Here is a 12,875-nt window from a genome sequence, read left to right as displayed (position 1 = left end):
TGCGTTGCTCCTTACTTAAAGTGCGAACTGAGCACGTCTAAATCAGCAGTATGAATGGTGATTTTGCCATGCCCAGCCTTGTACGGGAACGGAATCGGATTGCAACCACCCTTAAAACCAATAGTTGCCAAATTAATTGCTACGTCACATTTGCGGCAAATAATCTTACCGTCCTTTTCGTAGTAGCCTGCGTCTCCACAGTTTTCGCAAGCATCCAAGCCAACGCCGTACGCTCCACCATTCTTTTTAATGATTATAAAGCGCATCACAGTGCCATCTTTTGCTTTATATTGGAAGCGGTGAAGGTGGCCATCTGAAATTTGCACAAAGTTGATAGTTGCCAAACCGTCGTGCAATTCGTACGGTTCAGGCGGTGTTAAAGTTGGCTTAATATTCATAACAGATACGCCTACAGTAAGCGTAAGTATTACCGTAACCGCAGCCAAAAGTGCTGCGAGCGCAGACTTTCGAGATTTCCGCTTAAATGCTCGCTTCGTGCGGATTTCTGCAGCATTTTCACCAACTACTGCCGTCTTAAAACCGATTACGAGAGAAGCAACTGCAGGAATCAAAAATACGCTAATTTGCGCCATAATCATTAGCGGATTATTGTTAATCAGCCAAACAAGCACACTGAAAGAAAAGTCGTCAATATAAAGCAGAATGCTTCCTTGCATAATCTGCAAAAGTGAAGTTACGTGCTGTACGAGCAGAATAATCATGCTGAGCACAATCGCAATTTTGAAGGAAATTGCGTTAGATGTGGCCCGCAATGAACGAACCATAAGACTCAGGCAAATTGCAGCAATAACGCCAAGCACGAATCCAAGCGCACGAAGCAGCATGTCGGATGTAAAAGGAGGCGTGCTTGAATCTACAAAAATCGTAAGCTGTAAAATAACGTCCGGAAGCGCATAAAATACGGTAAACGCTAGCGCGCACGCGCCAATTGCGTTGCTTATGTGCATTGGAAGCGGGTGTTCGCGCCAATTTTCAACAGTTTTACGAGAACGAATTACTGCCACAATCGCCGCAATATCAAGGGGAATAGCAACGCACAACGCCGGCATATTAACAAAGTTGCGTTGGTTAATTACTACCGATGCGCGAAGAATTGCAAAAATAAGTGCCGCGACTGTGCCAAACGACAATCCGTACAGTCTCCAGCGCGCACTTAACGGCTTATCGCGCCCCTCACCAACCGTAAGCGATGCGCTTAAGCCCATGGTAAGTAGCGTAAGAGGGAGCAGCCCAGGAAGCACTGCTACGAACAGTCTGAGCATAACTCCCTCCTTTGCTATCAACTATCATCTATTATTCAATAATTACTAATAACTACTAATAATTAGTATCAACTATTACTAATTATTACTACCACTGGCGAGGAGTGTACTTCCAGTCGTCGAAAGTAGCCTTGATTGGCTCAGTCCAGAAGCGTCCGTCTACGCCGGTAGCCGGATCGACGTGAAGCATCCAGCCCTTCTTTTCTGGGGATTCGATTGAAAGCACGAGCTTGTAGTTTCCAGCCTTGTCGAGCTTAACGTTTGCGCCGTAGTGTGGGCCGTCGGAAGCGTTCATCTGCATGAAAGTGCCCTTGCCAACGGATTCGCCGCTTGCCTTGTCAACAATCTCGTAGTTCACAGTCAAATCTGGAATGAACTCGCCCTTGCCGTAGCCAAGCTTAGTGCCTGCCTTATTTGCGTGAATATCCGCCTCGAGGTGGAAGCTAGCCTCGCTTGCCTTCAAACCCATGCCAGCTGGGACCATGTCCACTGGCTGGAAGTACACGGCACCGATAGTAAGAGGTCCAATGTTTTGATCTTGGTGAGGGCCAACTGGCACCTCTTCGAAGCCCTTGTCGCCGCCTTTGTCATCACCCTTGTCATCGGCCTTCTGCTCGGTTGATTGTGGCTTGGCATCATTTTTTGCCGAGTTTCCATTGGAACCGCAGCCGGCAAGTGCAAGCAAGCCTGCGAGCGTCAAGGCAGCAAGTGCCATCATCTTATTATTCTTCATATCTAACCTTTTCTATTGGTTGATTATTGACTTGTTTTTTATTATTTATTTTTAGTTTTGGTTTTTAATTTTGGTTGATTATTAGTCTGATTTTTAGTTTTGATTTTTAATTTTGTTTGATATCCGCACGTTTTGCGCGGCTGCGCACAATGGATACGCACAGTAGCGAAATCACAACAATTGCAGCCAAAATTTGAGCCACAATTGTTTCCACGTACGGATAGAATCCAAGCCAATCGTTAGTTGGCAAGCCTTGAATATACATACCCGCGAGCGCATCGCCCTCGATAAGAGCGTGCACGCCGCCGCCGGCAAAAATCACCACAAGCACCGACATAAGAGCGCTTGTGCCAGTAAAGAATGGGCGAATTGGTATGCGAACGGAAGCAAAGCGAATAAGTAGGAATATCACTACCAGAACTGCAGCCGCAGCAACAAAACCTCCCCAAATCATGGAGTCAGCTCCGCTTGAAACCGCAAAAATAGCTTGGTAGAAGATTACAGTTTCCGCACCTTCACGGAACACCGCAAGGAAACTGAGCAACGCAAGCGAAATTAAACTACCTTTAGACACAGCAGCTGTAGTTTGCTCGCTAATATACTTGTTCCACGCTTGTACGGAAGAACGCGAAATCATCCAGTTACTTGTGTACAGAAGCATAAGCATTGCAAACAACGCAACCACGCCTTCTGTAATCTCTTGCTGAGGTCCAGAACCGTTGAAAAGTAAGCCGAACAGAGCTGCAACAATCAACGAAGCCACAATGCCTGCCACAAGTCCTAAGTAAATGTACTTAACCATGTTTTTGTGGCCGGATTTAATCAGGTACGCAATAATTGCTGCAACAACAAGCAGAGCTTCCAAGCCTTCGCGAAGCAAAATTACAAAAGCCTGTCCAAAAGAGCTTGTTATAAACTGCATAAACGGATTTGCGTTTGAAGATGCGCCTCCATCAAGTTTCGCAGCATCTTCAATAAGCATTGCTTTAAGATCCGTTACGAACTTTTTAGCTTGCTCAATTGTTTGGCCATTGTTCATTGCTTGACGGCACTCTTTGAACTGATATTCGACAGTTGAAACACGACTTCCGCTTATTGCGTTCATTACGTTTTTTTCAAAACCGAGCTTTTCGTAATACTGGTAGTATGCTTCATTAATTAAATCAACTGCCGCTGCGACTTGTGACTTGTTTCCTTTCGCAGATTTGTAGGTTGCAACGGATTTGTCGAGAATAACGTTCATTTCTCGTGCAACTTGGCTCCACGTGCGACCGTTACGTCCAAGATTCTTCTTTTTTGCAGCGTCTAGTTTTTTGCGTTCTGCTTTGATTTGCGCACGCAATTTTTGTGCGTAAACGTCAGGTTTGTCTAGTTGAACGTTTGCGTCGAGTTGAGCTGCAGTTTGTGCAATATCTGCTTGCAAAGTAGTCACTACGGAATCAATTTGTGAAGCTTGATTTTGTTGATATACCAACGTTTGTAGCTGCTGGAATTGGTCTTGTTGCGACTGAACTTTGTTCTGACCAAAGGTATCTCGCACAACGGTAATCATGTTTGAAGCGACGTAAACGGAATTGTATGCTGCCTGGAATCTGGTGGCAGCACCGGAATTATTCCCGTTTTTATATTCGCTTTGACCTTGCTGAAATTCGTCGTCTATTGCTTTAGAAACGGCCGACCAGCTAGCATACGAACGATCTGCATCTGTTGCCAAAGCCGGCGTGGTTACAACAAACGACCCCACCATGCAACTTACCAACACGCACACAGCCAGCATCAGTGCGGCCAATCCACGAATTTGGCGCACTTTCACACACGCGCGCATAACATCTCCTCGCGTTCTTTTGCGTCTTCTCACGCTTCTCGCGCTTCTGTATTCCCATGTGCTCTACCCCAATCGAGCACTCCCAACTAAAACTTGCCATTACAAAGGCCCCACAGGTACATAATATCGATATATCAACTAGATTGATATAGTCCATCGCAAAAAACACGCAAATATTGCGAAAATGATATTGATAACGAGAATTATCTTTCGTTTTTGCAATTATTCGGCAAAAAAGTGCGCTGGGAAGGCAGACGTTGCGCGAACTTGGCAATCCGTACGATTGGGCAGCATTACAGCAAACTCAGCGCGGGCAGTTTGCACGATTTTTTGCAAATTGTTTTCTTGCGATACAAACAACGCAGTTGCGAGTGCGTCGGCGTAAGCAGTTGGAAAATCGCAAGTTTTCGCAGGAACGTAAGTCCAGCTCGCAGCAAGTTTTTGCGCAGGAGTCCCATCCAAAGCGTTGATTAAGTGAGTTGCAATTAGATTAGATTCAAAAGCGTTGTCTGCAAGGCAATTTGCGCCTTTTACTTTCCATCGCCTTCTTGCAGTAGACGAAGCACACAACGCTCCACTTGCAATTGATACCACACCAACCGCTTGCGTTGTGTCAAAAGGATTTTCCAGCGCAACTTTTATCTGGCAATTTTCATCGCTAAAACAAGCGCGCATATCGCCGCCTGCGTTCACCAAAAAATCGCAATCCGCAGACATCTCGCCACCCAGCTCGTCTTTAATAATCTGCGTTACGAGATCTACAAAATAGCCCTTCCCAGCTGCCCCAAAATCAAGCTGCACTGGCTGATTTGCATGAAGCGTTGTGCTGCCATCATCTCGCGAAATATCACCCCACTTAACTGGAAGAGCGCGGCGATAATTAGCCCAACTGTCACTATCATCACTCGCGCTAGCTGCCGATTCCGGAACGAATTGCACAGAATTATCGTAGCCAAGCGCAATCAAATCCGCGCCAACGCATGCATCAAAAGCTCCGCAAGTGGCAGCGTAAAACTCGTCGTAGAGCACAAAAAGCGGCTCAGCCCACGTTGGAAACTCAAAATCGCCGCCAGCCTCCGCACGAACCATGCGCGAAACTAGCGAATCCGCACGAAATCGCGAAAGCACCGATTCATACTCGTCAACAAACGCGCGAATCCGCTTCTCAACGCGCTGCGAAATCGGCACGCTGCTGGAGATAATAATCCCCGTCCCAAGCGCGCGCTCAATCGCCATTACATTCCTAAACATCGCTTGCTTCACTCAAACATTTCATTCGCTTTTTTAGAAAGCTCATACCGAAGAGGGCGTTCGCCCACCGAGTCAATCATTCCAACCTCAATCAAACCGTTAAGCGCACTCACGATCTTTCGTTCACCAACCTGCTCACCAATCGCGTTTCCAACGTATTCGCTTAATTGCTTGCGAGTCATCGGAGATGGATTATACGAAAAAAGCTTATTTTGCAACGAAATAGAAAGAACTTCGCGCTGCACTTTAGAAATCGCTGTTTTTTTGGAAAACTCGGATATCTTATTCAAACAGTAAAGGGTCTGTTTTAATTGCAAAATAATATTGTTTAATACTTCGTTCTGTGCTTTTTTAATATATTGCAACATTGTGCAGCAAAACATAGTTAAATCATTGCAATTAAACAGTTCCTGCGCTTTGGAAAAAGCAGCATAGTATCCAGATTTTTCTGCATAAATTATAGAGCTTAGGCTCAAAATTGTTGGCATCGAAAGCTGCTCGTGCAATTGCAAAGCAAGCAAAAACCGCCCAGTTCTGCCGTTCCCATCATAAAATGGGTGCACGCTCTCAAAAGCATAGTGGCACATGCACGCTTTAATAAGCGTTGGGACTTTGTTGCTATTCATCAAACTCAACATCTGCGTTAAATGATCTTGAATTTCCGCTTCCGTTGCATCGCCATCGTGCACTACATTATTTGCACCATCACGAATACTTACTTTTCCCTTCCTAAAAATCTCACCATCTGGAATATAGCCTGATTCTAATTCACCCTGCATAATACTGTTGTAGATTTTTCGTATATCTTGCAATGTTTGCGGAATTGAAGTGCTACTCTCCTTTGAATCCGCAACTGACTCTACATTCAAATCCACAACAGATTCCGCAACAGACTTTTCTTTAGAATCTGCAAGCTCAAGAAAAAGTTTAGTAAATTCACTAAAACGCGTATGCTTATTCTGCTCACTCGCAGCATCAAGAGCTTTGGAAAGCTCTTTTCTTGTACTATGAACGCCTTCAATAATGTTGGTATTTTGCACTTCTTTTGCAATAAGTTGCATTAAATACTCGCGCTGAGCAAACCGTGGTAATCTGCCCCACGCTTTTTCAACCGCTTTTTCAGCATACGCAATATCATTCATGTGCATTACAAGATCCGTTACGCACGTTGCAAAAATTTCATGACTATCAAATACGATTCCGGAACGATACGTAGCAGGATTATCAATGCGCAATCGATATTCTTCTTCCGCAATATCACAAGGTTTTGCATTACTTTTAGACATTGCAACTATCTTGCGTATTGTTTTGTAATCCATAATGCGACTCCATTTACGTTATTGCGTTTACATTATTGCGTTTACGTTATTTAATATTTTGCGATATTAAGTTTGCAATATTTTTGCTTTCAACATTTTGCTTATATGCAAATAGCGTATTTATTGCAAAATGATTGCATAGCTAACGTAAAAATCTATTCTATACCGACATTTTCGCAAAATGAAGGCATAGCGCGTAAAAAACATTCACCTATACCTACATTTTCGTAAAACAGCGGTATAGCGCGCAAAAAATATTCGCCTATACCGACATTTTCGCAAAATGAAGGCATGCGCGTAAAAAATATTCGTCTATACCGACATTTTTGCAAAACAGCGGTATAACGCGCAAAAAATATTCATCTATACCGACATTTTGGCAAAAACGTACTATAGAAGCATCGGCAGCGTAGGCAACATCAACATAACGCCACTTGTTTCGGCGTAGCATGGTTTACACGCTTTAATGCCGAGCAAAATAAATTTCGCAAAGTCGAGCAAATCCCACTTTGCAAATTTGAAAATTTTTTAATTTTGCGAAGTGAGACAATATTCACACAAGACTAGGAGCCCAATAAACAGAACGCGCAGCCAATACAAAAAGGGCCTTCGAGTGTGAATGCAAGCAAGCAGAAAAGCAAGCCAAGCGAACGCAAACGAAGACCCTTAATCTTTTCACTTATAGCAACTACACTATGTCAGCTAACCTAGCGAGCTACAACACCAACAGGCACAGCTGGAACAGAAGAATCAGCATCAGCGACATCAGCAGGGGCTAAATCATCAAGATCCAAATCACCAAGATCATCCAACAAATCAGCAAAATCGAAATCAGACAGATCGAAATCACCAATGTTGAAATCATCTACACCACTAGGAATACCAGCGTCACCAGAGTTATCAGCACTATCAGTGCCGGTGAAATCCCCGACGTTCATGTTGCCAGAATCAGACAAATCACCCAACGCATCAACATCAAAATCAGCCATATCTAGCATCTCGCTAAAATCAATATTGTCGTCGAGCGCAGGAGTAAGCGAGTCAAGCGCCGAAGGAGCAGGAGCAGGAGTCATACCATGATGCTCAGGTGCAGGAGCAGGAGCTGGCTTAGGTGCAGGAGCTGGTTTAGGTGCTGGTGCAGGTGCAGGAGTTTGGTCTGAACCAGACTTATGATCTTCGCCATCATTGAAATATCCATGCGCTTGGCATACTTTAAATTCATTGGTACCTCTACTGGCGTCTTTACATCCATTTTTATCGCAGTATTCAGGACCACCACTTGTTACAACATCTCTCCTTCTGCCTGTTTCGTCCATGCTATGCAAGAATCCGCCCCTTCTTGCATAATAGCAAAATACGTCACTATTCTTCAGTTTTTCTCCAACATACTTGTCCACACGATCATAATCAACAAAAGGGCAAAAATTATTATCACACCAATCTTGCGCACCACCAATAAATTTAAATTCTCCTCCTGGAACATTAAGTCTCTTTGCAACAGCTATGCTCCATTCCTTTTTTTCTGGGAGTGATGCCTCATGATATTCTGAACTGCTGGAATCTTTGCAATATAGCGTGCGGGTGTAAAGACCTACGTGAAATTCTTCATCATATTTCTCGCGAACTTCGCAATTTTTCTCTATATCACTACCACTGTTGCCATCATTTGCAAAGGCAACTGGAGCAAACGATGCAAAAGCAAAACCACTAAGCAAAGTAGCAGCAGCTACAAAAGCACCTATTGCTTTTTTCTTTAGCATAATTATCCTTTCTTCTCTCGCGCAAAAGCGCAAATATTACATGTTGACACAACTGGCAGATTGATAAAAGTAAAGCCAGAAATTCATCAACAATCACATACAAGAATACCACCCGTTGCAAAAAATAAACGACATTAATCAAAAAGAAAAGGGCATTCGCGTGCGAACACAAATAGGCACTCACTTTCAAAACTTAAAAAATATTACAGTTTTGAAAGTGAAAATGATATAATACTTTCAAAAGTAAAATAAAATTAAAGTTTTGAAAGTGAAAATACGAATCTGCTTTCAAAAGTAAAAAATACTACGATTCTGAAGACGAAAGGCGATTGCATGAAACTCATCGAGAGAACAGATTACCTAAATCGCCTAAAGCGACTTAAAGGCACGCCAGATATAAAAATCATCACCGGCATTCGACGCAGTGGAAAATCGGAACTACTACGCGCTTACCGCACGCATTTAGAAAACACCTACAGTAATCAAAGTAGCAAACTTTACGCGTCAGCAAAGCACGCGCAACTTCCAAACACGCTACAACAGCAAAATAACCTAAATAATCAGCAACTTAACATAATCAGCATCGACTTTAATAACCTAAATTATGAAAATCTGAAAAATTACAAAAGCCTTTTTAAATACGTTGAAAGCCGTTATATACCAGGCGCTTACAACGTGCTCATGATTGACGAAGTGCAATTGTGCCCAAAATTTGAGCTTGCAATTAATAGCCTTCACAATAGCAATAAATACGATATTTACTTAACGGGATCCAACGCATTCTTACTTAGCTCGGATCTTGCAACACTATTTAGTGGAAGATTTATTGAGATACCAGTATTCCCATTTAGTTTTGCAGAATATTGCGAATACTTTGAAATAACAAGCAACTTTAACGATGCATTGCAAAGATATTTACAACAGGGAGGACTTGCCGGCTCATACGTTTACGCTAACCAAGACGATGCAAAAGCGTACATAAAAAACGTGTATACAACTCTTGTTAAACGCGATTTAGTAGACAAATACGCAATATCAGAGGTATCACTTCTTGACTCAATATGCGAATTCTTAATGGATAATATTGCAAATCTCACAACCGCAAACAATGTAAGCTCAATACTTAAGCAGAATCATATTGAAACAACACACATAACTGTTGGCAATTATCTAAAATATTTATGCAATGCGTTCATGTTTTATAAAGTAAAACGCTACGATATTCGCGGCAAAAAATATTTAGAAACAAACGAAAAATACTATTTAGCAGATACTGCGCTACGCTACGCAATTCTAGGAACGCGCAACATGGATTACGGAAGAGCGTACGAGAATATTGTGGCACTTGAGCTTATGCGAAGAGGATACTCGATTTATGTTGGTAAACTTTATCAAAAAGAAGTAGATTTTGTTGCAATAAAAGCGAGTGAAAAGCTTTATATTCAAGTTTCAGACAATATTAGCGATGATTCCACATTGGAGCGCGAACTTTCACCACTCAAAGCCATAAAAGATTCTTACCCTAAAATCCTTCTAGCAAACACTCGCCACGATTCTTACGATATTGAAGGAATACGCGTAATAGACATAGCACAATGGCTACTCAGCGCGAACTAAGCACAACACGCAGACACAAAACAACCAAAAACAGCATCACAACACGCATAACACCACTCGTTTCGGCGTAGCACGATTTACGAGTTTTAATGCCGAGCAAATCCCACTTAGCAAAGTCGAGCAAATCCCACTTCGCAAATTTGAAAATTTTTTAATTTTGCGAAGTGAAACGATATTCACACAAGCGCGCAATAAAAAAAAACAAAAAGACAGGAGCTTGAGAATACCTCAAACTCCTGCCTTTTCGCTTACTTCACTTATACGTAAGCCTAAATCACCTTAGCGTTAGGCAACACGTTGCCGTCTTTATCGACATTGCAACTATGCTCAACAGCAATCGTAATGTGATCAGAATCAACAGAGAAGAAGCCGTCTGTCACTTTAAACACGTGACGCACACCCTTCAAATCGTCAACCTTCACAAAACCGTGATCAATCAACGCAAGCACAGCCTCATGCCCAGGAAGCACACCCATTAAGCCATTCACAGAAGGAATAACCACAAACTTGGCGTCGCCTTCCCACACAGGATGCCTGGCTGCCACCACACTCACGTGCAGCGATTTTACTTGCTTCTCTGCCATGATCACGCACCAAACTCTTGCTGCATATCGTGCCAACGACGCTCAAGATCGTCAATGCCACCAATGCCCGAGAACGCCTGCTCAGGAATGTCATCATAAGTACCATTGCAAATACGCGTGAACGCCTCAATGGTTTCATCTGCTGGCACATAAGAACCTGGACGGCCCGTGAACTTTTCAGCCACGTAGAAGTTCTGACCAAGGAACTGCTCAATCTTACGAGCGCGGCTCACTGTAGTCTTATCTTCCTCACCAAGTTCATCAATACCAATCAAGGCGATGATGTCCTGAAGCTCCTTGTTACGCTGCAAAATAGCCTTAACGCGGTTTGCGCAATCGTAGTGAGCCTGGCCAACGTAACGAGGATCCAAAATTCTAGAAGTAGAAGTTAATGGATCCACAGCTGGGTAAATACCCTTAGCTGCAATATCACGCGAAAGCTCAGTAGTAGCATCCAAGTGCGTAAAGGTTGTTGCAGGTGCAGGATCAGTGTAATCATCTGCAGGCACGTAAATAGCCTGAAGCGACGTAATGGAATGGCCGCGCGTAGAAGTAATACGCTCCTGCAACGCACCCATTTCATCTGCCAAGTTTGGCTGGTAACCAACTGCGGAAGGCATACGACCCAGCAAAGTAGACACCTCAGAACCAGCCTGAGTAAAGCGGAATATGTTGTCGATGAACAGCAACACATCCTGATTCTGCACATCGCGGAAGTACTCAGCCATGGTCAAAGCGGTAAGAGGCACACGAAGACGAGTCCCAGGAGGCTCATCCATCTGACCAAAGACAAGCGCCGTTTTCTCCAAAACGCCAGCCTCAGCCATTTCGCCAATCAAATCGTTACCTTCACGGGTACGTTCGCCAACGCCAGCAAACACAGACACACCACCGTGATTCTGTGCAACGCGCTGAATCATTTCCTGAATCAACACGGTTTTACCAACGCCTGCGCCACCGAACAGACCAATCTTGCCGCCCTGAACGTAAGGGGTAAGCAAATCGATAACCTTAATGCCGGTTTCGAACATCTGAGTCTTAGACTCGAGCTGATCGAAAGCAGGTGGGTTACGGTGAATTGGCCAGCGCTCAGTTACTTCAATATGTTCGCCCGGCTTAGCATTCAAAATGTTGCCGGTAACATCAAACACGTGACCTTTAGTAACATCGCCAACAGGAACCGAAATTGGGCCGCCAGTGTCCCTAACTAAAGCACCACGAACCAAGCCATCCGTAGGCTTCAAAGCGACTGCTCGCACGGTTGAGTCACCAAGGTGCTGCTCAACTTCCAGCGTAATTTCGTGGACGGTATCACCTTCCGTGTTTCCAACGGTGTTGATATCGACTTTGAGAGCATTGTAAATATCCGGCAGATAGCCGACCGGGAATTCAACGTCAATCACGGAACCCTGAACGCGGGTTACGCGACCAGCCGTCGGATCGACTTCCTTTTCGGCTTCTGGAGGCGCTGTGGTCTGATTTTCAGCCATATGCTCCTAATCCTCCTCATTATTCAGCGCATCAGCGCTGCCGATAATCTCGGTAAGTTCTTGAGTGATAGATGCCTGACGCGAAGCATTAAGCTTTCGTGTCAAATCATCCACCAAATTGCGGGCGTTATCTGTAGCCGTATGCATAGCGTTCTGCCTACTTGCCGTTTCAGAAGCAGCAGAAGTAAGCAAGCACTCGTGAATACGCGACTGAATATACTTCGGCAAAACAGCATCCAGCACCTCATCTGGGCTTGGCTCGAAGCAATATTCAACAGCATCAGGATTGCTGCGGCTCACCGCCTCCTCACGAGCTGAAACTGCGCTCGTAGACGACAGCGAAGCTGAAGGACCAGAAGCCGCTTCGTAATCAGGACGGTGCATAGCAAACTCCTCGCCATCCTTCAACGGAACTAACTCAACTGGTAGCATGCGCAACGTACGAACTTTTTGCCTCACCATATTGATAAATTCAGTGAAAACAATATACAGTTCCGAAACTCCGCCTTCTGCTTCCGGCGCCATATAAGCATCCATCAACGTATCAGAAATCTTTTCTGCAATAGTGACATCAGGATGATCCGTAGAACCTTCCCAAGTGCCTGCAACGTCTCGATTACGATACTTGTAGTAAGTAGCACCACGACGACCGTACACGTACAGTTCCGCATGCTTACCTTCCGCATCGAGCTTGGCAAGAAGCGCTTCCGTCTCGCGAATAATCGAAGACGTAAACGCACCTGCCATACCACGATCAGAAGTAAGTGCAAGCACTGCTACACGATTGCCAGCATGCTCCTTACCAAATATAGGATGCTTAATATTCGCTTCGTGATGAGCTACCAACGCCTGCACAGCATCGAAAATTGCGTCACTATAAGGCTTAGCGTTAAGCGCAATATCTCGCGCTTTAGCAATGTGCGAAGACGCAATCATTTCCTGAGCCTTAAAGATCTTACCCAAAGACTGAGTGGAAACAATTCTCGATTTCAATGCAAGTTGGGAGGACATAC

General features: G+C 44.1%; 10 protein-coding genes. 1 reads left to right on the top strand and 9 read right to left on the bottom strand.

Translation table 11 applies throughout. The features are described from left to right. Positions 1-11 precede the first annotated feature (11 nt). The 6 genes from HXT56_RS06205 to HXT56_RS06180 form a co-directional block, all read right to left on the bottom strand. Entirely contained in the window at positions 12-1,283 is a 1,272-nt protein-coding gene (locus HXT56_RS06205; protein ID WP_421778054.1) for a Fe-S-containing protein, read from the bottom strand. Positions 1,284-1,371: 88 nt separating this feature from the next. After that, a complete protein-coding gene (locus HXT56_RS06200; protein ID WP_421778053.1) occupies positions 1,372-2,016 on the bottom strand; it encodes an iron transporter in 645 nt (214 codons plus the stop codon). A 106-nt stretch (positions 2,017-2,122) separates the two neighbouring features. Then, a complete protein-coding gene (locus HXT56_RS06195; protein WP_421778052.1) occupies positions 2,123-3,841 on the bottom strand; it encodes an FTR1 family iron permease in 1,719 nt (572 codons plus the stop codon). Between the two features lie 222 nt (positions 3,842-4,063). Then, a complete protein-coding gene (locus HXT56_RS06190) occupies positions 4,064-5,092 on the bottom strand; it encodes an FAD:protein FMN transferase (RefSeq protein ID WP_421778051.1) in 1,029 nt (342 codons plus the stop codon). 8 nt (positions 5,093-5,100) lie between these two features. Beyond that, positions 5,101-6,411, bottom strand: a complete 1,311-nt coding sequence (locus tag HXT56_RS06185) for a Fic family protein (RefSeq protein ID WP_421778050.1) — start codon at positions 6,409-6,411, stop codon at positions 5,101-5,103. Between the two features lie 707 nt (positions 6,412-7,118). Then, positions 7,119-8,171: a hypothetical protein gene (locus tag HXT56_RS06180; RefSeq protein WP_421778049.1), complete on the bottom strand. Its 1,053-nt coding sequence runs from the start codon at positions 8,169-8,171 to the stop codon at positions 7,119-7,121. 333 nt (positions 8,172-8,504) lie between these two features. Between HXT56_RS06180 and HXT56_RS06175 the strand changes: the two genes are divergently transcribed. Further along, the gene (locus HXT56_RS06175; protein WP_421778048.1) at positions 8,505-9,788 is read left to right on the top strand and encodes an ATP-binding protein; all 1,284 of its coding nucleotides are present in this window, start codon (positions 8,505-8,507) and stop codon (positions 9,786-9,788) included. A gap of 269 nt (positions 9,789-10,057) precedes the next feature. Here the strand turns inward: HXT56_RS06175 and HXT56_RS06170 are convergent, their stop codons facing one another. Genes HXT56_RS06170 through HXT56_RS06160 form a run of 3 tightly spaced genes read right to left on the bottom strand, consistent with a single transcriptional unit; the run spans position 10,058 to position 12,873 of the window. Then, the gene (locus HXT56_RS06170) at positions 10,058-10,372 is read right to left on the bottom strand and encodes a F0F1 ATP synthase subunit epsilon (protein ID WP_116712165.1); all 315 of its coding nucleotides are present in this window, start codon (positions 10,370-10,372) and stop codon (positions 10,058-10,060) included. 2 nt (positions 10,373-10,374) lie between these two features. Further along, positions 10,375-11,862 carry a F0F1 ATP synthase subunit beta gene (gene atpD, locus HXT56_RS06165; RefSeq protein WP_116712164.1) on the bottom strand — a complete coding sequence of 496 codons (1,488 nt, stop codon included), beginning with the start codon at positions 11,860-11,862 and terminating at the stop codon, positions 10,375-10,377. A 6-nt stretch (positions 11,863-11,868) separates the two neighbouring features. After that, positions 11,869-12,873, bottom strand: a complete 1,005-nt coding sequence (locus HXT56_RS06160) for a F0F1 ATP synthase subunit gamma (protein ID WP_116712163.1) — start codon at positions 12,871-12,873, stop codon at positions 11,869-11,871. Between the last annotated feature and the right edge of the window lie 2 nt (positions 12,874-12,875).

Source organism: Gardnerella nova (assembly GCF_049244055.1).
Lineage (GTDB): Bacteria > Actinomycetota > Actinomycetes > Actinomycetales > Bifidobacteriaceae > Bifidobacterium > Bifidobacterium vaginale_H.
The sequence above is the reverse complement of the archived record's forward strand: the minus strand, read 5'-3'. Positions and strand labels throughout refer to the sequence as shown.

Bases quoted from the DNA above. Each gene is read 5' to 3' on its own strand.
- HXT56_RS06170 (WP_116712165.1), bottom strand. From the start codon at position 10,372: ATGGCAGAGAAGCAAGTAAAATCGCTGCACGTGAGTGTGGTGGCAGCC.
- HXT56_RS06180 (WP_421778049.1), bottom strand. From the start codon at position 8,171: ATGCTAAAGAAAAAAGCAATAGGTGCTTTTGTAGCTGCTGCTACTTTG.
- HXT56_RS06175 (WP_421778048.1), top strand. From the start codon at position 8,505: ATGAAACTCATCGAGAGAACAGATTACCTAAATCGCCTAAAGCGACTT.
- HXT56_RS06205 (WP_421778054.1), bottom strand. From the start codon at position 1,283: ATGCTCAGACTGTTCGTAGCAGTGCTTCCTGGGCTGCTCCCTCTTACG.
- atpD (WP_116712164.1), bottom strand. From the start codon at position 11,862: ATGGCTGAAAATCAGACCACAGCGCCTCCAGAAGCCGAAAAGGAAGTC.
- HXT56_RS06185 (WP_421778050.1), bottom strand. From the start codon at position 6,411: ATGGATTACAAAACAATACGCAAGATAGTTGCAATGTCTAAAAGTAAT.
- HXT56_RS06200 (WP_421778053.1), bottom strand. From the start codon at position 2,016: ATGAAGAATAATAAGATGATGGCACTTGCTGCCTTGACGCTCGCAGGC.
- HXT56_RS06195 (WP_421778052.1), bottom strand. From the start codon at position 3,841: ATGCGCGCGTGTGTGAAAGTGCGCCAAATTCGTGGATTGGCCGCACTG.
- HXT56_RS06190 (WP_421778051.1), bottom strand. From the start codon at position 5,092: ATGTTTAGGAATGTAATGGCGATTGAGCGCGCGCTTGGGACGGGGATT.
- HXT56_RS06160 (WP_116712163.1), bottom strand. From the start codon at position 12,873: ATGTCCTCCCAACTTGCATTGAAATCGAGAATTGTTTCCACTCAGTCT.